Annotated in this window: 16 protein-coding genes; 12 read left to right on the top strand and 4 right to left on the bottom strand. The window is 59.0% G+C overall.

Going from position 1 to position 22,386, the window contains the following annotated elements:
• Positions 1-31: 31 nt before the first annotated feature.
• From G5193_RS05760 to G5193_RS05720, 9 genes are all read left to right on the top strand, one after another.
• The gene (locus tag G5193_RS05760) at positions 32-1,459 is read left to right on the top strand and encodes a VasL domain-containing protein (RefSeq protein WP_031227659.1); all 1,428 of its coding nucleotides are present in this window, start codon (positions 32-34) and stop codon (positions 1,457-1,459) included.
• A 305-nt stretch (positions 1,460-1,764) separates the two neighbouring features.
• Positions 1,765-2,052, top strand: a complete 288-nt coding sequence (locus G5193_RS05755; RefSeq protein WP_421205341.1) for a type VI secretion system PAAR protein — start codon at positions 1,765-1,767, stop codon at positions 2,050-2,052.
• Positions 2,053-2,063: 11 nt separating this feature from the next.
• On the top strand, positions 2,064-4,103 hold the full coding sequence (locus tag G5193_RS05750; protein WP_421205339.1) for a type VI secretion system tip protein VgrG: 2,040 nt from the start codon (positions 2,064-2,066) through the stop codon (positions 4,101-4,103).
• On the top strand, positions 4,103-4,942 hold the full coding sequence (locus tag G5193_RS05745; protein ID WP_421205337.1) for a DUF4123 domain-containing protein: 840 nt from the start codon (positions 4,103-4,105) through the stop codon (positions 4,940-4,942). Before G5193_RS05750 ends, G5193_RS05745 begins: the two co-directional genes overlap by 1 nt.
• Positions 4,939-8,112, top strand: coding sequence for a toxin VasX (locus G5193_RS05740; protein WP_421205335.1), 3,174 nt, complete (start codon positions 4,939-4,941; stop codon positions 8,110-8,112). The genes G5193_RS05745 and G5193_RS05740 overlap by 4 nt, the downstream gene beginning before the upstream one ends.
• Complete coding sequence (locus G5193_RS05735; RefSeq protein ID WP_052451217.1) at positions 8,112-8,912, top strand: hypothetical protein; 801 nt, start codon at positions 8,112-8,114, stop codon at positions 8,910-8,912. The genes G5193_RS05740 and G5193_RS05735 overlap by 1 nt, the downstream gene beginning before the upstream one ends.
• Positions 8,913-8,956: 44 nt before the next feature.
• A complete protein-coding gene (locus G5193_RS05730) occupies positions 8,957-9,235 on the top strand; it encodes a hypothetical protein (protein ID WP_421205333.1) in 279 nt (92 codons plus the stop codon).
• On the top strand, positions 9,235-9,978 hold the full coding sequence (locus tag G5193_RS05725; protein WP_421205331.1) for a hypothetical protein: 744 nt from the start codon (positions 9,235-9,237) through the stop codon (positions 9,976-9,978). Before G5193_RS05730 ends, G5193_RS05725 begins: the two co-directional genes overlap by 1 nt.
• A 236-nt stretch (positions 9,979-10,214) precedes the next feature.
• Complete coding sequence (locus G5193_RS05720) at positions 10,215-11,582, top strand: tetratricopeptide repeat protein (RefSeq protein ID WP_421205329.1); 1,368 nt, start codon at positions 10,215-10,217, stop codon at positions 11,580-11,582.
• A 111-nt stretch (positions 11,583-11,693) separates the two neighbouring features.
• Here the strand turns inward: G5193_RS05720 and G5193_RS05715 are convergent, their stop codons facing one another.
• The 3 genes from G5193_RS05715 to G5193_RS05705 all read right to left on the bottom strand — a co-directional run bounded on the left by G5193_RS05715 (position 11,694) and on the right by G5193_RS05705 (position 14,834).
• Positions 11,694-12,218 (bottom strand): protein disulfide oxidoreductase, encoded by a 525-nt coding sequence (locus G5193_RS05715; protein ID WP_421205327.1) that lies wholly within the window; start codon positions 12,216-12,218, stop codon positions 11,694-11,696.
• Between the two features lie 142 nt (positions 12,219-12,360).
• Positions 12,361-14,403 (bottom strand): protein-disulfide reductase DsbD family protein, encoded by a 2,043-nt coding sequence (locus G5193_RS05710; RefSeq protein WP_421205326.1) that lies wholly within the window; start codon positions 14,401-14,403, stop codon positions 12,361-12,363.
• Between the two features lie 50 nt (positions 14,404-14,453).
• A complete protein-coding gene (locus tag G5193_RS05705) occupies positions 14,454-14,834 on the bottom strand; it encodes a hypothetical protein (RefSeq protein ID WP_421205324.1) in 381 nt (126 codons plus the stop codon).
• A gap of 615 nt (positions 14,835-15,449) precedes the next feature.
• On the opposite strand from G5193_RS05705, the gene G5193_RS05700 reads away from it, so the two are divergent.
• Positions 15,450-19,286 (top strand): SNF2-related protein, encoded by a 3,837-nt coding sequence (locus G5193_RS05700; RefSeq protein WP_421205322.1) that lies wholly within the window; start codon positions 15,450-15,452, stop codon positions 19,284-19,286.
• A gap of 140 nt (positions 19,287-19,426) precedes the next feature.
• Here G5193_RS05700 and G5193_RS05695 read toward each other — a convergent pair whose 3' ends face one another.
• On the bottom strand, positions 19,427-20,320 hold the full coding sequence (locus G5193_RS05695) for a DNA replication terminus site-binding protein (protein ID WP_421205320.1): 894 nt from the start codon (positions 20,318-20,320) through the stop codon (positions 19,427-19,429).
• A gap of 525 nt (positions 20,321-20,845) precedes the next feature.
• Between G5193_RS05695 and G5193_RS05690 the strand changes: the two genes are divergently transcribed.
• Together G5193_RS05690 and astE are read left to right on the top strand one after the other, a co-directional pair.
• A complete protein-coding gene (locus G5193_RS05690; RefSeq protein ID WP_158112369.1) occupies positions 20,846-21,055 on the top strand; it encodes a DUF1127 domain-containing protein in 210 nt (69 codons plus the stop codon).
• 294 nt (positions 21,056-21,349) lie between these two features.
• A complete protein-coding gene (astE, locus tag G5193_RS05685; protein WP_416014142.1) occupies positions 21,350-22,375 on the top strand; it encodes a succinylglutamate desuccinylase in 1,026 nt (341 codons plus the stop codon).
• Positions 22,376-22,386: the final 11 nt, after the last annotated feature.

The following is a 22,386-nucleotide window of genomic DNA, read 5'->3' as shown; positions in this document are numbered from 1 at the left end:
GCGCCATGCCCCCCACATTTTGGAATCCGATATGTCACAGAATCAACAAGGCCAGCAGGCATTGAAAGTGGGGCGTGACCCCAGAATGTTGCCGGAGTATGAGGCGCTGCGCGCCGAGATCAACAAGCTTAGCCACGCCTCCCGCCCCGAGGTGGATTGGGTCAGGATCCATCAGCTTGCCAGTCAAATCTTTGAAAAGCACGGGGTGGATCTGCAAACCGCCATCTACTTCACTCTGGCGCGCTCCCGCATTCAGGGGCTGAGCGGCTTTACCGAAGGGTGCGAGTTTCTCGCCAACCTCATCGTCACCCAGTGGGAGAGTTTCTGGCCACCGGTGCATCAGGAGCGGGCCCGCATCGAGATGCTCGACTGGTTTATCGCCCGCATCAGCGACGTGATCCGCCAGTACCAGATCAGCCACGAGGACAAGCGGTTGATCTACCGCTGCGAGCGGGCGCTGCAACTCATCAGCGAGAAGCTGCACAACGCCGGTTTGAGCCGCATCCCCCGGGTCGAGAATCTGGTGCACTTTATCGAGGGGTACACCCATCTGTTTGACGAGACCGAGATTGTCATCGTCTCCGATGAGCCGGGCCTCAAGGATGAGCTGCAGATCCCGCCGATGGTATTCTTCAAATCCGACATGGAGAGCGACCACGGCGCCTCTGTCGGGGCAACCCCGCACCTGCCTCAGGGCAGTATCCTGGTGGGGCGCGAGAAGGGGCAGATGAAGCCGACCGTGCTCAAGATTGAGCAGCACCGCAAACAGCGGCCGGCCTGGTTCTGGTTTGGCTGTGGCCTGCTCACCTGCGCCTTGCCCATGATGGGATGGCTTGGCTGGCAACATCAGCAGCAGGAGAAGGTCATCGCGGCGCAACGGTTGCAACAACCCGCTGCAGCGTTACCGCAGGCCCTGAGTTATGACGACATTCGCCAGGCCCGCATCGTGTTGGGGGAGCAGACCCTGCAGGGGATGGAGAGCGAGCTGGTATCGCGTTATCAGGCCCAACTGGATCGGCTGGAGCAGACCTCGCCCCTCTACTGGTACCGTTATGGCGAGGGGCTGCGCAATTCGCTGCAGATGCTCTATCCCGACTCGCTGGCGGTCAAGGCCCTCGACAAACAGTGGCAGACCGCGCTGGCCGGCCAGCAGGGGGATCTCAACCGGGTTCCGACCTATCTGGAGGCGCGCGCCGGGGTCGATGCCCTGATCGATCAGCTGCTGGAGCTGGAGCGTCAGCGCAAGACGGTCACGATTTCCTACCTCAAGTCTCAGCTCTACGAGGTACAGAAGAACCTGATGCAGGAGGTCCCGTTCAGCTTGCGCCTGAGCGAACTGGAGGCGCGAAAAGCGTCGCAGGAGCCTATTACGGCCGCCGAGCTGAAAGGGATAGAGAGTGACTTGAAAGCACTCAATATCCGGCTTTACCAACTGCAACAGGGGCTATCCGGTAGCTGATTGCTCTGTTGTGCGCAACCAGTTGCGCACATTCCAGAGAGTTGCACTGCAGATGCAATGTTTGGCAGGGGGATTGCCCAGTTTGCGCAATCCCTTGCGAATGGATAACTCTATCATCTATCGAAAGAGGTTAACCATTTGATTTTATTTGGCTAATTTCGCCAGTGCTGAATGGCATAGCCTGTGCTGCGGCCTGTTCTGTTTATCCGCTGTTTATCAAAGTCGCCTGTGCCTGGTGCGTTCCACCGGGCACAGGGGCAGAGGGGTGATGTCTGTGCGTCTCCCCACTCATATGGAGAATGACTATGTGCCCCGCTATCGCACTGCTCGGTGACATCGGCACCGACCACGATGGCTTCCCACCGACCCCGGTGATAGCTGCCAGTCCCGACGTGTTCCTCGATGGCAAGCCTGTGGCTCGTCAAGGTGATCCACTGGCGCCCCATGACAAGCCCAACAACCCGCCGCACCCACGGGCCATTGCCAGTGGTGTCGGCTCTGTGCTGGTGAATGGCAAACCCATCGCCGTCACCGGCACGGTAGTGGATTGTGGTGGCGTGGTGATTGGTTCCGGTAGCGGACAGGCAGGATAAGGAACAGAGTCATGGCACAAAGCACAGGATTACAATTTACGGTCAAGGTGGGGGCGCTGCCCGAGAGCACCTTCGTGGTGGCCAGTTTCCAGCTGGATGAGGGGCTGAACCGGCCGTTCAACCTGCAGCTGGAGGTGGCCAGCAGCCAGCCCGATGTCGACTTTGGCGCCGTGCTGGACCAGCCGTGCGAGCTGATGGTGTGGTACAACGGCGAGCTGCAACGCCGCGTATGCGGGGTAGTGAGCGAGTTTGCCCAAGGTGACAGCGGCTTTCGCCGCACCCGTTATAGTCTGCAAGTCAAACCGGCCCTGTGGCGACTGGGCCTGCGTCAGAACTCCCGCATCTTTCAGGCGCAAAAGCCCGATGAAATCCTCAGTATCCTGCTGCAAGAGCATGGCATTACCGATTACGCCTTTGCCCTGAAAAACGAACACGCCCAGCGGGAATACTGCGTGCAGTACCGCGAGACCGACCTCGATTTCGTGAACCGCCTTGCTGCCGAAGAGGGGCTGTTCTACTTCCACGAGTTTGAAGCAGGCAAGCACCGCATCGTCTTTGCTGACGATGCGGCAGCCCTGACTGCTGGCCCTGAGCTCTTCTTCAACCTCGGTAACCGCTCGCTGGAGCAAGGTCCTTACGTGCGCCAGTTCCACTACCGCGAGGCGGTACGGCCAAGCGATGTAGAGCTCAAGGACTACAGCTTCAAGACCCCGGCTTATGGTCTCTCCCACAAAAAGCAGGGCGCAGAGCTCGAGCATCAGCGCGATACCTATCAGCATTTTGACTACCCTGGCCGCTACAAGCAGGACCCGAGCGGCAAGGCGTTTGCCCAACACCGGCTCGATGCGCTGCGCAATGACGCGGTAGAAGGCAGCGGCAAATCCAACAGCGCCGCGTTGCTGCCGGGTCAGCACTTCTCACTCACCGAACACCCCAATGGCAGCCTCAACACCGAGTGGCAAATCGTTCATATCCGCCACACCGGTGAGCAACCCCAAGCCTTGGAAGAAGAGGGCGGCAGCGGCCCGACCGTCTACCACAACGAATTTGGCGTAGTGAAGGCGAGTACCACCTGGCGCGCCCGTATCGGCAGCCCCGAGGCACCCTACAAGCCGATGGTGGATGGCCCGCAAATCGCCATCGTAGTCGGCCCGGAAGGGGAGGAGATTTACTGCGACGAGCATGGCAGGGTCAAACTGCAGTTCCCGTGGGACCGCTATGGCAGCTCCAACGACCAGAGCTCCTGCTGGGTGCGGGTGAGTCAGGGCTGGGCCGGTGGCCAGTACGGCATGATGGCCATCCCGCGCATCGGCCATGAGGTTATCGTTTCATTCCTCGAAGGTGACCCCGACCAGCCTATCGTGACGGGTCGCACCTACCACGCCACCAACCGGCCGCCGTATGAGCTGCCAGCCAACAAGACTCGCACCGTGCTGCGCACCGAAACCCATCAGGGCGAAGGCTTCAACGAGCTGCGCTTTGAAGACCAGGCTGGTCAGGAAGAGATCTATCTCCACGGTCAGAAAGATCTGAACGTGCTCATCCAGAACGATGTCGTCTGGCATATCAAACACGACGAGCATCGGGATATCGACAACGAGCGGGTCACTCGCATCAAGGCCAACGACTACCTGACAGTCGAAGGCGAAAAGCGCGACCAGATCAAGGCGGACTACTCGCTGACGGTGGATGCCTCCATGCATCAGAAGCTGGGGCAATCGCTGCTGATTGATGCCGGCCAGGAGGTACACCACAAGGCAGGCATGAAGATCGTGTTGGAGGCCGGTGTCGAGCTGACCCTTAAAGTGGGTGGCAGCTTCGTCAAGGTCGATGCTGATGGCGTGACGATAAGTGGTGGCTCCATCAAGATGAACTCTGGCGGTAGTCCCGGTTCTGGCTCCGGTTGGGCTGGGCAGATGCCTATCCTGCCTGATGATGTCGAGGCGGTGCCCCCGCGGCCCCCGGTCGACACGGTTCGCCAGATTGCGACTCTGAAATCGGCCGAGCCGGTCTGCGAGATATGTGAACAGCTGGCCAAGGAGGGCAACTAATGGTATTGCCAGCGCTCACCTTGGCAGAAGGTGAACGTCTTTATCTGTTGCTCGATGGCGGGCAGCTCCCTGAGCTTGAGCGCCAACTCTTTGAGGTCAGCGACAGCCCGGCCTATCAGCCGCTCTATCTCTATGCCCCCTGGGATAGCCTGCGGGAGGTCTCTCCCTGTCTGGTGGAGGCCAGCGAGCCCTTGCTCGGCTGGTTCAAGAGCCTGTCAGCCAATACCGGATGGTTGCTCGCCTCCGCTTTGCCTCTCTTGCCGCTGGCGGATCAGTTGCGCCAGCTTATCGAGGTCGAAAGCCCTTACGGCAGCCGCATCTTGCTCAAACTGGCCGCCCCGGAAACCATGGCATGTCTGATGGTGGATGCAGACCCCTGGCTGTGGCGGAAAATTGCACAAGTCTGGCTGCCAACCCGCACCGGTTGGCGCCATTGGCAGGTCAAAGAGACGCTTGCCGAGCCGATGGGCGACACATGCAGACTCACCGATGTGCAATGGGCCCGCTTGGGCGAAGTGAGTTGGCAAAACCAGCTGGATGCGGTTTATCGCCACATGCAGGCGTGGTTTCCCGCCCGGTTGGCGCAGCAGACCGATCCAAAGTGTTGGATTGCCCGCTGGGCCCAACAGGCTTATCAACTGGGATTTCAGACCGAACGCGACTTGCTGCTGTTTTTCAATGTGCTGGGCTTCCTGGGCGAGTCATGGTGGCAGGGTGATGCCTACCCGATCGTGAGCAGGTTGTTGACTACCCCCTCGGCACAGACCCCGTCACAGCGTGTTGAACAGGCAGCCAACTGGGCAGAGCAACACGCCATTGCACAGGAAATAACGTCATGAGCACCCCGAACCAAGCAGCTGGAGCTGCCGGCAACAAGGATTGCAAGAGCCCGGTTGGCACCTGCCCCTTTAAAAATAAAGAGATTGCCCTGGTACCGGTGCGCTATGCCCTTGATGAGCCTTTCGCACCTCCTCAGAAGCAGCAGCATCCATTGCCCGCCGGAGCGGGTTTTGTTTCACCGCTCAAGTTCAAGGAGAGTTGTTATGCCCTGCGCCAGCTGCGCGATGGCTGGCTCTATGTCTATGACGAAAAAGCCAAGGTGTTGGATGAATATGAAGTGAAAGATGCCATGTTCATCAGTCAGAGCAAGGGGAGCAAGGGCCATCTGCTCTACCCGGCGACTCATTCGTTGTCCCTCATTTACTCTCCCCAGCGTTGGACCGGGCGTATCAAGAAAGAGATGGAGAAGAACAACGGCTTGCGCAGTGCCTGGATGCGGCAGGTCAAGCTGGGCAGTTTTGCCAGCACCATGAAGGCCGCACATTGTGGTTTGCCTGATGCTCTAGATAAGGTTGCGGATCTCGGTATGCCAAATAACGGCTTTGTGCTCTCTTGCACTCCACTGGCCAAGCCAGCCGAAGAGGATAAGCAAGGTATCAAACTGTTGGTACACAAGCCCGCGGCTTCACCAGCCGCCTACAAGGCGGGAATGCCGGATCCCCAAAGCGCTATGGTAGTGGCTCTGGAGGATCCGTTGGCCGATCTGGCAGACCTTTCCATGAAGGTCAATCAACTGCTGGCCAAGCGCGAAGCTTTGATGGGCAAGGATGAGAAACTGCGCAAGGCAAACACGCACAAGTTGATGATGGCCGAGGTGACGCGCAATCTGGCCCGGGTGCGCCTCGATGAGAAAGAGTTGCCCGCCTCCGTCAGGGGCAATGTGGCCAAGGTTCATGCCTTTGAAGAGGCGCTGGATGATTATCTTGGGAATCGCTATCTAGTCGATATGGAGAACATGACGGCAGAGCCGGGTGTAATAAGGCTGGATTCTCCTCTGGAAAAACAGGCCGAGGCCAAGTTGAAGGTCCTGCGGGAACAATATGGTTTCAATCCATCCCACAAGCAGGTAAGTCAGTGGAAAGAGCGCGCAGCGTTCCAGGACGAGGTCAATTGGAGTGGCCTCAATGCCTTTATCAAGCAGTATCAGGGGCCACTCAATGAACTGGATCTGGCTGTGGGCCGTGCCCATGAGGACTTGCGCAATGGCCTGACCCGCCTCAAAGCCGATCCGCTGCCCTTGGGGCTCGACAACTGCACGGCCGAAGGGCAAGCCTACCTGCAAACCCTGTTCGCCGAGGCGGGGCAGGCTCTCTCCCTCAGTTGCAGCACAGAGGGCAACAAAAAGACGCTGGAAAAACTGCTCGGCGAGAAGGTCAATGACAACTTGCTGGCGCTGGCCCCCTATGGTTTTGATGCGGCGCTGCACAAAGGACTGAGTGAACAGACGGTCGACAATGTCTGGCTCAGCACCTCCTCTGGCGATATGACGGCACTCTTCGGTAGAACGGCCGACTTGGAGGCGCTACTGGGTGATGACGGGCTCAAGCAGAAACCCTGGTTCCAGGCTGCCGAAGCCGTGATTGACGCCATGAAGGCGGCAGCAACGTCATTGGCCAAGGGGGCACATGCCCAGATCATGGCGGCCATCTTGCCCCACGCTTGGAAGAACAGCCTGGCAGGTAATCTGAGGCTGGTGCTGCTGGAATCACTGCTCGGTGATCAGCCGCTGCAGGTCAACAGCGGCTATCGCCTGCTCTCCAACAGCTTCCAGCAGAAGATCTGGTCCATTACCAAACAGATGGCATCCATCAGCTCACCACCGCCAGGCCACAACACCACAGTGCAGGCTATCAACGGCGAACTGCGCAGTATGCAGCAAAAGCTGGATACCTTGATCGCCCGTGAGATGCCCATGCTGGTGAAACTCAAAGGCGATCTCTACCAGCAGCAGGCCAGGCAATATATCGGCGACTATCTGGCAAGTGTGCGCAGCGGCGTAAATCAGCGCATCACCGCCATGAACGAGAGAGTCCCCAATCTGACTACCTTTGGCGGCTTGGTGGCCCTGCTTAACCTCTGGAACCTGACGGTGGTCATGGCCGGAACGGCGCAAAATGCCCAGTCGGTTGGCCGGTTGCGAGCCAATATACAGCTGGGCTCGGCCTTCGCTTGGACCGGCAATGCCATCGCCGCGCTCTATCAGGGGGTGGTTTGGGAGCAGTTGAAGCCATTGTCAAGAAATGGCGAGCCATTACTTAGGATGTCCTTGAAAGAAGCTGGTGTCGGTGAGCATGCCGCGCTGGTGAAAACCTTCTCGCTGCGTATGCTGGCCTTCTCTGGCCTGGGCATGGCGGCGGCCGGGGCTGAGTTTTGGGATACTTTGCAGGCTAGTAAGGACCCCTTGATAAGCGGCATGGAGAAGACGCTCTTGCAGATGAAAGTGGGCGTATTGGGCGGACAATTCTTAATTTTTTTGGCACAGTTTGCGCAATTAGGCATCAATGGCTTGCTGGGCTATTCATCCATCGCAGCCATCTGTGCAAGCTGGATGGGCATTGGCTTCTTTGTGCTGGGAGCCGCCTATCTGGTCGTGACTGTACTGCTCAATATCTTTAAAACTTCGGATCTGGAAAAGTGGTTATTGCAATCCACTTGGGGCAATAACCCTGCTGGCTGGTCTGCCGAAGAGGAGCTGGCCCGCTTCGAGCTGCTAGTCAATAAACCGGGGGCCAGCCTGAGTGTGGTACGCACGCCCCCCCAGGGGTGGATGGACAGCGGCCGCGCCCAATGGCAATTGCAGCTCTCGCTGCCTGCGCATTTGCGCGGGCAGACCATCGGGCTGAAGGTCATTAGCCAACCGCTCGCCAAGGCTGGCCAGATGATACCTGCCCGCACTAAAGAGGATGTGGCACGCTATCAGGTCGCCATGCAGCCCAAAACCCAGGAGACACAGCGCGGACGTTGGGATGAGCTGGTCTATACCTTGCCGCTGGGGGTCGATATCAATAGCGCCATCAAGCTGGAGCTGGGTTATCTCGGGGGCATGGTGCAGCAAGAATTTATCTTCAAGGGCAGCAGTAGCAGTAGCGGCCCAATCACATTGGCGACAAGCTCCGGCGGCTTGGGTACCATGCCCGCGCTGTTGGTTGGCAAGCAAGGGAACAGATAATGGACAACGCAAACGAAGTCATTGAGGTGAGCGAGCAGGAGACCCCTTTTCATCTGCTACCGCAGGAGGAGCAACAGCGCATTCTCGATGCCAATCAAAAAAGGGTGCGTGAAGCGCCAACCCTCCATGAATGGGATATCAGGGTTCCCACGCCATTAGCCTGGATTATCATCATAATAATGTGCCTCTTCTCGACACTATTTCTCGGGGGGGGAGGGCTGTTATTGACCGCGGGTGAGGATTGGAGCGGGGTATATATTATGTTGAGCGTCTCTGCTGTAATGACACCTTATTTTCGCTATTTGGTTATGGCAGATAAGGATTACCACTACCGGTTAACCACTGAAGGTGTCATCGTTACTTATCAGGATGCGATACCCGAAGCAGCCTATACCATAGTCCGTGGCTTGGCGTGGTTTGGCGTGGTGGTATGTGTGCTCGCGGTCGCCCTACTGGGGCCATTGGCCCTGGTGGGTGCCGGTGGCATGGCGCTTTTCGCTATATTTTTCACTGGTTTCCAGAAAGAGGTAACGACTCTATATCTTGGTTTCAATAAAAACTGTACTTATGTGTGTAAGGTTGTGAAAAAAAAATCTTTGATTAGATTTGAAACGGTTCCTTTCGAAGATGGTGCATTTTCAGATTTACACTGTGAACATAAGGATTTCATCTTCATCCTTAAGCTGCTTATGTCAGAACTTGATTGTAAAGAGTATAGGGAGTTCAATACCGAATTTTCCCTTCGCAGATCCCCTTTAGGCGTCCTTGATGTCGGCCTTAAAAGAAATTTTGATAAATAATGAGCTGTATTGGCAGGGCGAGATATCGAACGTTTTTCAGGCTAATGTCGAGCCAAAAAAACAGAGATGGTTCATCAAATAAGCAGCCCAAAACCCTGGAGACACAGCGCGGACGTTGGGATGATCTGGTCTATACCCTGCCGCTGGGGGGCGATATCAATACCGCCATCAAGCTGGAGCTGGGTTATCTCGGGGGCATGGTGCAGCAAGAATTTATCTTCAAGGGCAGCAGTAGCAGTAGCGGCCCAATCACATTGGCGACAAGCTCCGGCGGCTTGGGTACCATGCCCGCGTTGATGGTCGGCAAGCAAGGGAACAGATAATGGACAATGCAAACGAAGTCATTGGGGCTAATGAGCAGGAGACCCCTTTTCATCTGCTACCGCAGGAGGAGCAACAGCGCATTATCGATGCCAACCAAAAAAGGGTGCGCGAAGCCCCGACTCTCCATGAATGGGATATCTGGGTTCCTACACCATTCGCTTGGCTAATGATTCTAACAGTTACAACAATTATGACGTTGTTCGCTGTGGGTTGCGTATTGCTTGCTGGTGATGGTGATTGGGGGTTTGCTTATCTAGCATTCTGTGTCGCTATGGCAATGACACCGTATTTTCGCTATTTGGTTATGGCAGATAAGGATTACCACTACCGGGTAACCACTGAGGGTGTCATCGTCACTTATCAGGATGCGATTCCCGAAGTGGCCTATACCATAGTCCGTGGCTTGGCATGGCTTGGTGTGGTGGTATGTGTGCTCGCGGCCGCCCTGCTGGGGCCATTGGCCCTGGTGGGTGCAGGTGGTATGGCGCTCTTGGCTGTATTTTTTACTGACTTTAAAAGTGAAGTGACAGAGCATGAAACCATGTTTAAAAAAGAGTGGCCCTACACGCTGTCTATTTCCAATAGGAAAAAAGCTCTGAGATTTGAATCCACCCCCTTTAAATCAGCACATAGCGATAACATATATTGTAAACCTGAGGATTTTGAATGGGTCGTTGAACTGATTAAAGCGCAGATTAGATGCGTCGAGATAAAGTTTATAAAGGGCCATCCTGTCACGTAAAGTTATTCACTAATAACAAGCATAGAGTCGATATGTAAATTAATCTGGGCTTGTTATTTAGATATTGAATGGCGGAGGACAAGCTGGCCCGCTTCGAGCTGCTGGTCAATAAACATTAAGCCATGGGGCAGAGAGGCTGCAATTCAGCTTTTCTGCCCCTTGATTGACCAATAATGGCACTACCTGTAACCGGCCCTGTTTTATTCGCCCCTTTTTCACTCTGCGAAGAATTTCTCATGACCCATCGAGTCCTATGGCTGGCACTGACCGCCAGCATCTTAACCGCCTGCTCTGCCACTGCGCCACGCACTGATACCGAGCTATCCCAAGCCGCAAAGCAGGGGGATGGCCGCGCCCAGTATGAACTGGCCAGACGGCTTGCAACCCAACCCGATTACCCCAATGCCATGCACTGGATGCAGCAAGCGGCCGAGCAGTCTGGCCCCTTGGCCGCCGATAAACAGATCCGCGCCAATGCTGCTTGGCAAGTGGGTGACTGGTATCAGGCCGGGCTCGGGGAGCCCAAAAACCCGACGCTCGCTACCCAGTGGTGGCAGCGCTCTGCTCGCCTTGGCAACAGCAATGCCAGCTATCAGCTGGGCCTGATGTGTCAGGAGCAGCATCAGGGCAAGTTGGTCAGTGAATGCCTCGACTGGTTCGAGAAAGCCGCCAGACGGGATCATGCCGACGCTCAGTTGGTGTTGGCACGGTGGTACAGCACACAACCGGGGGCAGATAGGGACGCCGTCAAGTGGCTTGAGCGTTCTGCAGAGCTTGGCAACCGTGATGCCCAGTACCTGCTGGGCGAGCGCTATGCGCAAGGTAAAGGGGTCGCCAAACGGCCGGATCTTGCGCAGCGCTGGAACGACAAGGCAGCAGCCCAGCAGCAACCGGACGCTTTGCTAAAGCAAGCCAGACAGGCCGCCCCCATCCATGGGTTCGCTGCCTATCAACGGGCGGCCAATGCCGGTTCTGCTGAAGCCGAGCTCTGGCTTGGCCAGGCTTATCTGGCCGGGGAGCTGGTATCAGCAGACCCTGCTTTGGGCCGTTACTGGCTGGAGCTGGCCGCTGCACACGGTTCCCATGAGGCCGAATATCAATTGAGTTTGCAGCAGGTAGACCGGGAGCAGCAGATCCACTGGTTAATGCGTGCTGCTGACGGTGGTGTGACCAGGGCATGGTTAGATCTGGCAGCACTGCAGCAGGAGCAAGGTGAACTGGAGCAGGCCAGAGCCAGCTATGCCAAGGCCGCCCGGCAAGGGAATAGGGCTGCACTCTATGCCTACGGTGAAATGCTGCGTTTGGGGCAAGGGGGCAAAGAAGATTACGCGTTGGCACTCAAGCAGTATCGGCTGGCGGCCCAACAGGGTGATCGTATGGCACAATACCGGATGGGAACCATGCGTGAAGAGGGACTGGGGGCTCCGCGCAACCGGGTACATGCCTATGCCTGGCTGTCATTGGCGGCAACAGAAGGGATGCCGGAGGCGGTGCAGGCTCGTGACGAGCTGGAAGCAGCGATGACCAGGCCGGAAGTCAAACAGGCGCAGAAACTTTCAGAGCACTGGTTTGGCAAGATGCCATCACCGGCGAGGAAAAGCTAAACAGCGTAGCTGCGGGCTCCGGCCTTTTTCTGAATCGAGGTCAGAACGATACGATCGCAGCCCCTCTTCAGCGGGAAGAGGGGCCGCAATAGTGCTCCCTGGCGGGCCGAGTTAGCCGAGGCTGGCCCAGGCCAACCGCAGTTTCAGTCCCGGGCCCGAGCTCCAGCCAGTGGTGGCGCTCACCACTTTACCCTGCTTGATGATGAGGAAGCTGGGGGTGACGCTCACCTGCCAGCGGGCGGCAAGGTTGCCATGCTCATCATTGTGGGTCGGGAAGGTCAACCCCTTCCTGGCCATCCCCTGCTGCAACCTGGCTTGGTCGCCGGAGCGCAGCGCCACTGTCAGCACGTTTTCGCCGTCTCGCCATAGCTGCTCCACTGTCGGTGTGGTAACACGGCAGACTGCGCACCAGCTGGCCCAGTAATAGATCAGCAGTGGTCTGTCCCGACTCATTGTCTGCAGGTCGGCCAGAGTGCCATCTTGCAACAGCAGTTGAGGCAGCGGGCTTTCCTCTGGCAGCGCCGGACTGCGCCAGAGGTCCAGCGCTGTCGAGATAATCACCGCCAACAGCAGCAGCCAGAGGGCCTCCTTGCTCCAACTGCGCAGACGGAGGATCCGGGATGATGTCGCTGTCATGACTGCCCCTTGATGACCAGTGCGTTTTTGACGTTGCCCCCGAGCGCTATATGAGGGAGATCAGCCGATTGCCGATAATTTCCCCCTTGCGCTGCGGGTATGCCCCGCTCTCCCGGCAGGGTCTGTATGATCAGGATATATCTCATCTTGTTTCTCCTTGAACAGGGGCGTTCGCAGCGTGCTCCAGAGTGGCCAGCAGAGTTGCGCGATCCAGCAGGGGAGAGAGGATCTCGCCACCCGGTAGCCCGGGGCCATAGATTTGGTTGAAAGGAATGGCCACACTGCCGCGTTGGCGCAAGAAGCCGGCGATGCTGTCTGAGGGGCGGCTCCAGTCCCCGCGCAAGGCCACCACATCGGGGGCACTCAGTGCTCGTTGCACATCATCGCGCAGCAGCACGTTGAATTTGTTGGCTTTGCAGGTGATGCACCAGTCGGCGGTCACATCGACGAAGACCCGCTTGTGTTGTGCCAGGGCGTCCTGGATGGCCAGCTCCGAGAGAGGCTGCCAGTTGACGCTATCCTGTGGTGGTTTGCCCTCCATGGTGAAGGCGCTGCCGAGCAGCAGGGCGGCGACCAGCAAGCCGCCCAGCGCCAGCCCCAGGGTTACACCGCGAATACCGTGGCGCCATACGACCGCCAGCAGCAGGGCCACCAATATCAGCACCATCAGGATCACTACCCTGTTATAGCCGATATGGTTGCCAAGCAGGCTGAGCAGCCAGAGGCTGGAGCCCAGCATCATCAGGCCGAGCAGGATGCGCAGGCGCCCCATCCAGCGTCCCGGTTTTGGCAGCCAAAGCGCGAGACGGGGCAGGGCGGCGATGAGCAGCCATGGCAGGCTCATGCCAATCCCCAGTGCGGTAAAGACAAGCCAGAGTTGACCGGATGGTGCCCCGAGCGCAAAGGCGACTGCGGTGCCAAGGAAAGGGGCGGAGCAGGGTGTTGCCAGCAGAGTGGCAAAGCAGCCCTGCAGAAAGTGACCGGCCATGCCGTTGCCACCCGCGGTTGCCAGGCGGGTGTTGACATTGCTGGATAACCTGATCTCGAACAGCCCCAGCAGGTTGGCACAGAACAGCAAGGTCACCACGACCATGAAGCCGATAAACCAGACGCTCTGGAACTGGATACCCCAGCCGACGGCCCCCTGGGTGGCGCGCAGCAGGGTGCTCATCAGTGCCAGCGCCCAAAAGGAGACCAGGATACCAGCGCTTGCCGCCAGGAACTGCAAGCGAACCGGGCGACGCTCACGGGTCTCCAGCTGCAGTACTGATCCCAGCTTGAGGGCCAGCACCGGCAACACACAGGGCATCAGGTTGAGAATAAGCCCCCCAAGCAGTGCTGCCCCCAGGATCCAGCGCAGCGAGTGGCCACCAGCGGGTAGTGGCAGGGGATCACCTATGGTGACCTGGCTCTGCCAGGCTTCGTCACCGTTGACCAGTACCACGCCCAGTTGCTGATGACGGATATCCGGTGCATCCCCTTGCCAGCCATCGCTGACCGGAATGCGGGCAATCAGGGTATTGCCCTGCACCTCCAGGCTGGGCTCGCCAAACTCGACCCCCTCCAGCTGCTGGAGGAAAATCTGCGGAGCCCGCCACCCCTCTTGCTGCTTAGCGCTCAGCTGTAGCCGGTTTTGCTGGTAGCCGGCCTGGAGGTTGACGCTCTTGGGCATGGCTTGAGGCAGCTTGCTCATCGCCTGTGCATAGGCAAGGTCGAATCCGTCCGGTGCCGTACCATCCAGAGCAAGGGCAAAAGGGTAGTCGGTCAGGATGCAGACGTTACTGCAGGTTGAAAGGCGTAACGTGCCGGTCAGCGCCTTGCGGTTGCCATGGCCAAGGCTGATGGGAAAGGTTACGGCCTGCTGATACCCCTGGGTCGACATGCCGCTGACCGCGAATCGCTCTGGCACTGGCCAGTGCCATTGTTGAGTGAGTTTGGGATCATCCCAGAGAATTTCAGGGGCAATTCCCCCTTCACCCGGGTTTTGCCAATAGGTTTTCCAGCCGGACTCGAGTGCCAGACTGAGCAGCACCCGGGGCTGTGCCGGATCCCGGCTATCTGCTTGCAGCCGGATTTGTGCGTGATCGTTGCGGGGGCTGGTGAGCCAGCCGGTATCGCTGGCCAATCCGATGGATTGCCACAGCAGGCTGCCCAGCAAGAGGGCAGTCTTGAAGATGTTTGACATGGTGTTGTCTCTTGAAAATGAAAGTCAGGGTGGTTTAAGCCGCGACAGACTCATTCTCGCCAGACACAAAGGGTGAGATGAAGCCGCCGTTCTGGCGGAGAGATATTTCTGGGTGGGGGGAGGGGGGGCGAGCAACGGGACAGTGGTGCCAGCAGGGCGATCAGGAATGCGATGGCAAAGAAGAGCTGTTCGGCGCATTGCAGGCTGGCGGCACTGAGCCACTTGCCGTTGAGCTGGCAACTGCCGGGTTGCGGCGTTGCGGCGCGGCCATCCTCATCGACATCGATGGCGGAGGATGGGGCGGTCAGCATATGGCAGCCAGCGGCTATCTCCAGCTGAGCCAGCCTGGTCAGCGGCTGGAGTGCACAATTGAGCAGCAGAATGCAGACCAGCAGCAGGAGTCTTGTCGCCACGCGTTGTCGCAAAATCATGTTGCTCCTGCCCTCTTGGAATGGGGCACATCCTATCGATCAATGACAGCCCGGGCAAGCCGGTCGGATGAAGCCCCGTTTCTTGCAACCGGTGAGTCGCCACGTTTGCCCTCGTAGCTGGCCGAGTACCGAGCGTGCTGGCCAGATCAGTCTGCCAATGCTTCGGACAAGGGGGGAGTCGTTCAGTTGCCAATCGCCGGTAATGCCCCGCGCATTCCGGCGGTCAGGGCCAACTGCCCCCTCGAGCCCTGAATGGACATGGGTATATGGGATCCATGCCGCGACGAGGAAGGCCGGGTTGGAGATGGTTCATTTGGTGCAAGATCATCTCTTTTGGTCGTCAAAAATTGAAAGCGTTTTCAGAAATCCTTTTCAATTGTGATCCGCTTCAAAGCTTTTTAATACGTCAACCTCTAGCATTGGCCCCACGAATTAGGGGCTAGCGCTCCCGATTTTCCCGCTGTGGGAGGTAACCGGATGATCCGGCTATTTCCTTCGTTACTTTCGACGGTCATCACGGATGGCCGTTTTTTTTTGAGTTATTTCACGGTAAAGGGTCGAGTGGGCGGCGCTTTACCGTTAAAATTCCGCTTTTGCATCTGCCCGTGAGTTTTGATGTCTGCCTCCACCCTCTCTTCGGATAGTTATCTCCTGCTCAGTGCCTTGCAACTGCAGCGTGTCGCCAGTACCCGTCTGTTGCAAGAGACGCTCGGCGCGGGCCATGAGCTCGCCAGCCACCTGACCCGGCTGCACGATGCCGGCCTGATCAGATTGCGCGGGGAGCAGCAGTGGAGCCTGACCGCCGAGGGGACGTTGGCGCTGATCCTGGGGGTGCGGGCCGGTGTGTGCGCTGCCCCTGACTGGAGCAGGGTCTCCTCGGTGACCGGCCAGGATCTGGTTCACGGGCTGGTGCGCGAATTGTGTCGGGGCAAGGCGGGGGAGATCCCGGCCTTTTTCTCTCCCGGCGATCTGCTCACCCTGCTCGATACCGCAGATGCCCATCTGCTGCTGGCGGGCTCCAGCCCTGCCTGGCAGCAACTGCTGCTGGAGCACTTCTCGCTGCAACTCTTGCTCGATGCCCCCTATGAAGAGCGCTGGCCGCTGGCGAATGCGCTGGTGCGTTGTGCCCCCGAGGTGCAGGCCAGGGCCAAAGCGTTCGAGGCGGAGTGGCGCTGGCTCTGCGGTGATGGCGAGAGCTCCGACTCCAGCCTCTTGTGGCCTGCTTTGCAGGCGGTTGCCTCGCAAGGAGAGAGCGGCCCGCTGGGTGAGCGGCTGCTCACGGCCCTTGGCCAGTGGCAGGCCGAGGGTCATGAGGGGCAGTGGCCCCGAGCCTTCAGTGCCTTGCTCTGGCTTGGCTGGTTGCAGCAGGCCGACCCCGTCATCGCCAGCGAGCAGCGCAAGAGGTGGCAGCGCAGCCTTGGCGGACAATTTCCGCTGCTGGCCGATCTGCTCAGCCAGTGGGCCGGTGAGCGGCATGGTCAGGCGGTCGGGCTGTTCGATACCCTGCAGCTGCCGGTGGAGGAGCTGCACTGGGGCTACCTCTGGCTCGATCTCTGCTCGCTGGCCCGTCACGGCGCCCAGAGCGCGCAGGTGGCCATGCTGCACAAGTGGGATCTCTCCCACCTGCTCGATGCCGAACCCCATCATCGGCTGATGGCGTTTTGTCAGGATCTGCTGCGCCTGCTGCTGGGAGAGGGAGCCAAAGGGGCGCCACTTGGCCAACTGCGCAACAGCGAGGCCGAAGACGAAGAGTCAGAAGAGGACGCCGGCGAGGAGAAGGGGGCCGCCTCCGCCAGCTGGCTCAACTGGTTGCAGGGGCTGGGACGTGCCAGCGGTGTGCGCAAGCCGCAGGAGCGGCTGGTGTGGCTGCTTCACGCCGATGGCCCCGAGCTGGAGTGCAAGATCCAGAAACTCAGCACCAAGGGGGAGTGGACGGCGGGCCGCCGGGTCGATCCCACCCTGCTCTCCACCCAGTATGCGGCGCTGCTCGATGAGCACGACTGGGCAGTGGTGCGCACCCTGCCGCGGGTGATGGGACGCTTGCCCCGGGATGTCTGGGCGCCGCTGGCCGATCACCCCCGCCTGTTCAACGCCAAGGGGCAGAAGCTGCAGCTCGCCATCACGGCGCCGCTGCTGCAGATTATCGCGACCGAAGAGGGGATGAGTGCCTTGCTGATCCCAGATGCAGCCGCCCGCGGGGCCCATATCATGCCGCTGGCGCAGGATCTGTGGCAGCTCATCCTCACCCCGCAGCCGCTGCTCGACCGCTTGCCAGCGCTCGAATCCATCCCGCTGCTGCCCGCCGAGGGGATGAGCGAGTTGCAGCGCACTCTGGACGGGATCGCCGATCTGCCTTGGCACAGCCAGGTTGAGGGATTGCACGGCAATGCCGAACTGGCCCCCTGGCCGGGCATTCCTTCGGTGCAGCTCGATTGGCAGGATGGCCAGCTGGCGGTCAAGCTGGTGACCCGCTTTGAGGATCTGCCGCCCCAGCCCCTTGGCAAGGGGGAGGCGATCGTGCGGCAGGGGATCAAGGCGTACTACTACTGGCAGCGGGATCTCGCGGCCGAGAAGGGGCAGGCCCAACTGCTGCGCAATCAGCTTCCCATCGATCTGCCCGGCAGCGAGTGGCGCCTTGAAGGAGAGCAGGCACTGGCATTGGTCAATGCCCTGCCGGAGCTGGTGGATGCCGGCGTGGTCATTCACTGGCATCAGGACAGCGCCCGCCTCAAGAGCCTCGATGAAGCGGCACTGAGCCTGCGCATCGAGCGGCGGCAGGACTGGTTCCAGGTCGAAGGGGCGCTGGCCCTCGATGAGCACCAGATCCTCGATTTGCGCCTGATCCTGCGTCAGCTGACCCCGGGTCAGCGCACCGTCCAGCTCGACGAAAAGACCAGCCTGATGCTGAGCGACAAGCTGGTGGAGCGGCTCACCATGCTGGGGGCCATGCTCGATGAAGAGCAGCGCATCAACAACAAGCTGGCCTATCCGCTCACTCGCCTGCTCTCGGTCATTACCACCGAAGGGGATGCAGCGTGGCAATCCCTGCAGCAGGAGTGGCAGCAGGAGGTCGATTGCCCGGACGAGCTGCTTACCTCCCTGCGGGACTATCAGAAAGAGGGGGTGCGCTGGATGGCGACCCTTGCCCATCACGGTTTTGGTGCCTGTCTGGCCGATGACATGGGCCTTGGCAAGACGTTGCAGGCGCTTATCGTGCTGCGGATGCGCCAGCACCTTGGCCCTGCGCTGGTAGTGGTGCCCAAGTCGGTAGTCACCAACTGGCAGGAGGAGGTGGCCCGTTTCGCCCCCGAGCTGGAGGTGGTGATCTTTGACAATCCCGCCGAGCGCGAGCGCATTATTCGCGAGGCCAAGGCCGGTCAGGTGATCCTCATCAACTACGGCATGCTCGGCAGCCTAGCGGAGTCGCTCAAGTCCCGCCGCTGGTCCAGCATGGTGCTCGATGAGGCGCAGCAGATCAAAAACGCTGGCACTCAGCGCGCCAAGCTGTTGTTCCAGCTGGAAGGGGATTTTCGCCTCGCCCTCTCCGGCACGCCCATCGAGAACCATCTGGGGGAGTTGTGGAGCCTCTTCACCTTTATCAACCCGGGGCTGCTCGGCAGCCTTGGCGAGTTCAAGCGTCGCTTTGGCAAGGCGGTCAAGGATCCCCAGCACATGGCGCTGCTGCGGGCGGTGATCAGCCCCTTTATCCTGCGTCGTCTCAAGCAGCAGGTGCTGACCGAGCTGCCGGACAAGACCGAGATCATTCACCACATCAGCCTCTCCCCCGAAGAGCGCCAGCTCTACGAGGCGACTCGGCGGGAAGTGGTGCAGCAGGTGCAAAGCGCCGATGGCCGCGCCCTGATGCATGTGCTGAGTGGCCTGACCCGGCTGCGCCGCCTCTGCTGCTCGCCGGAGCTGGTGATGCCAGAGTGGTCGCAAACCAGCAGCAAGTTGGACGAGGCGATGGCCCTGCTGGAAGAGGCGATCGACGGCGGTCATCGGGTGCTGGTGTTCAGCCAGTTCGTCGATCTGCTGAGTCTGTTGCGGACCCGCATCGAGCAGAAGTCCTGGGACTACTGCTATCTGGATGGGGGCTGCTCCGCCAAGTCCCGTCAGGACTCCATCCTGCGTTTTCGTCACGAGGAGGTGCCGCTGTTCCTCATCAGCCTCAAGGCGGGGGGCACCGGCCTCAACCTCACCCAGGCCGATACCGTGCTGCACCTCGATCCCTGGTGGAACCCGGCGGTTGAAGATCAGGCGAGCGATCGGGCGCACCGGATGGGCCAGACCCAGCCGGTGACCGTGTACCGGCTGGTGTGCGAGCAGACGGTGGAGGAGAAGATTGTCGCCCTGCACGACGAGAAGCGGGCGCTGGCCGATGGCCTGCTGAGCGGCCAGTCCGAGGTGCGTGGGCTGGATGTGGAGAGCCTGCGAGCCCTGCTGATGGGCTGATTGGCGACGCCGCCTTTCATACCGCCTATCGAGATAGAAAAGGGGAGAACATCCAGAGATGTTCTCCCCTTTCTCGTTTGGGACGCAGATATGGGGTACTCGTTTATCGCGGCAAGGCGGCCCAGCTATTCCTGATCCAGTCACCCCTGATAGAGATAGAGGTGCAGCCGCTCGATGATGGGCTCGCCGCCAATCTTGCGATCTCGCCGCGCCTGCCGGCTCTTGGGGGGATAGTTGCCCAGATGGGTGACTGCAGGCGGGGTATCCGAGCAGAGCAGCAGAGGCAGGCTCGCCTTGATCTGCTGCTTGCGCGGGGTGCGCTCCAGCCAGAGCAGGTTGATCATCGGGTGGGTCTTGACCGGGCGGCGGATCCGCAGCTCGGCATCGGCAGGCAGACGGCGAATGTCGTACACCTCCTGATCCACCATCTTGCTCCACTCCTCGTTGTTGGAGAGGGCCGGTATGTAGCGGCGGCTGCGCTCCAGCATCTCCAGCACCTGTTCGCGGGTGAGGCGATTGATGGTCTGCTTGTCAGCCCAGGTAAAGCCGAGGGATTGCAGCTCCCCCGCCAACAGGGTCAGCTTGCGGTAGACCTGCAGGGTGATCACGCCGGGCAGGGCGGTATGTACCAGCTCGAACTTCTCATCCCGTCCCCCCGCCTGTTGCACCAGCCCCTTGAAATCAAGCTTGCGCTGGTTGATCTCCTCAACCAGCGGCTGGAGCTGCGGGGCGGCGGCGGCAGGAAAGCGCAACCAGCCGGGCAGCCGGTGAGTCGCCTTGGTGGAGCAGCCGGGGCGGGCGCTGTGGTCCCGATAAGCGGCGAGGGTGGCCGCCAGTGCGGCTTCACCGTTGAGATAGCCCACCTCAATTTGCTCGATCGGGTCGTGCTCTTCCCCCTGCGCCACCGGGGGGAGGGGATAGACATGGGCCTCCTGCAGCTCGAGCTGGCCAAGCAGATCGGCCAGCTGGTTGAGAGAGGTTTCAATGGCGGCCATCTGTTGACGCAGGGCGGCGGTAGGGGTAAAGGTATCCATCGATGATCCTGTGGTCTGACCCGCTGTTGACGACATCAGGTATGACATTGCTGCGGGTAGCAAAACTACTGTATAAATAAACATACCAGCATGCGGTTGGAGTGCCAAGAGGCACTTTGAGGAGGGGGCAATGTGCGCCTCTGAATGGGGATGTGGTAATGGTTTTATTTATGTTTCAGAGTGTTAAATAAAGATCACCACAAGATCATTAAATTAACAATCACGTGTAGCTCCGCTGTTGCCAGCTGTTCACACCTTGTCCATCCCTGCATATGTAAAGCAGTAAAATGCATATATAGATGGGTGCCATGCAGCACAATATGCTGTGCGACTCTGCTGGCCAACTGTTAAAATAATTATTTGTTTAAAATCAAAGCGTTAAAATTAAATCCTGCCGTTTTTAGACATTAGATTTACTAATGTAACGTATCAAAATTCGTCAATTGAGTCGGCCCTGTTCCCTGACTAAGCTTTGCGCATCAAATAAAGCCCAGTGCGTAAACAAATATTCAGAGGAGCCACATCATGGCCAACATGGCTTATACCGAAACCGGTTACCAGCATTCCAGCCAATTGAATCTGGTTGCTCGCGTTAAAATGACCGTTCTGACCTGGCTGGAGCGCAGCCGCAGCCGTCGCCAGCTCTCCGAGCTGCCCGAGTACCTGCTCAAAGACATCGGCCTGAACGAAGCTGACCGTTATCAAGAGACCACCAAGCCGTTCTGGCGTGGTTGATCTACCGGGCATGGATGCCTTGTTTTTCTGCTGAGTCGTTTGCTGTTCTGCCCCTGTGGGGACCAACTGCCAGGTCTGTTATTGTCTGTTTTATCTCCCCCCGTTTTCCCCCTGTTATTTGTTGATCCTTTTTCCTCTCCTCTTTATTCCACATCGCTACTGTCATTGCTGTCATCGTTCGATTGTTATCACATTTGTATCGTTAATGTTTGAATTTGTTTAAAAAATGATTTTAAGCCACGATGCCTTGCGTATAATCCGGCCATAGTATTCCAGAGCGAGAGGGTGAGACGGATGATTCCCCAGCACGATTTTTTGGCCTTGACCCGCAGCCATGAGTGGCAGCTTGAGCCCTTTGAATTTGCCCTGCCCGATGGTGCGCGGGTCAGCGTCTGGGATACCGGCGTGCTCTGTCTGGAGCCTGCCCGTGGCGCGGGCGATCAGCCGGGAGGACGCAAGGATATCGTCCTCTCCTGCGGTATCCACGGCAACGAGACTGCCCCCATCGAGATCTGCAACCAGCTGCTGAGCCGTCTGCTCTCAGGCGAGCTGAGCGCCCGCCATCGGGTGCTGTTCCTGTTTGGCAATCCGGCGGCGATGAATCTGGGGCTGCGAGAAGTGGAGGAGAACATGAACCGGCTCTTCTCTGGCGCCCACAGCAAGGGGGAGGGGCTCTGCAATCGGGAGCGGATCCGTGCCATGCGCCTCGAGCAGTATGTTAGCCGCTTCTTTGCCGATCCGGCTCGTCCCCGTTACCACTACGACCTGCACACCGCCATTCGCGGCTCGCGCCACGAGAAGTTTGCCGTCTACCCCTTCCCCCACGAGCGGCCTCACTGCCGCGAGCAGGTGCAGTTCCTCGGCGCCTGCGGGGTGCGTACTATTCTGCTCTCCGCCAGCCCGACCACGACCTTCAGCTACTACAGCTCCCGCCAGCATGGCGCCCATGCCTTCACGGTGGAGCTGGGCAAGGTGCGCCCGTTTGGCGAGAACGATATGACCCGCTTTATCGAAACCCGTCAGGCGCTGCAGGAGCTGGTCACTCAGGATGAGGTGGCACTGGAGCCGTGGCGGGCGGATGATTTCACCCTGTTTGCCATCGATCGGGTGATCACCAAAAAATCGGCGGACTTTCGCTTCCTGTTCGCCAGCGATGTGGACAACTTCACCGAATTCCCCCAAGGGTTCGTGCTGGCCGAGGATGGTGAGCTGCGTTACACAGTCGAGAAGCCGCGTGAGGCGGTGGTCTTCCCCAATGCAAATGTGGCGATCGGTCAGCGCACCGTGCTGATGGTGGTGCCGACAAGGCTCTGGGAATAGCGGTGATAGTT

Source organism: Aeromonas sp. 601027 (genome assembly GCF_049174455.1).
Classification (GTDB): domain Bacteria; phylum Pseudomonadota; class Gammaproteobacteria; order Enterobacterales; family Aeromonadaceae; genus Aeromonas; species Aeromonas veronii_A.
This window is presented reverse-complemented; position numbering and strand designations above follow the sequence as displayed.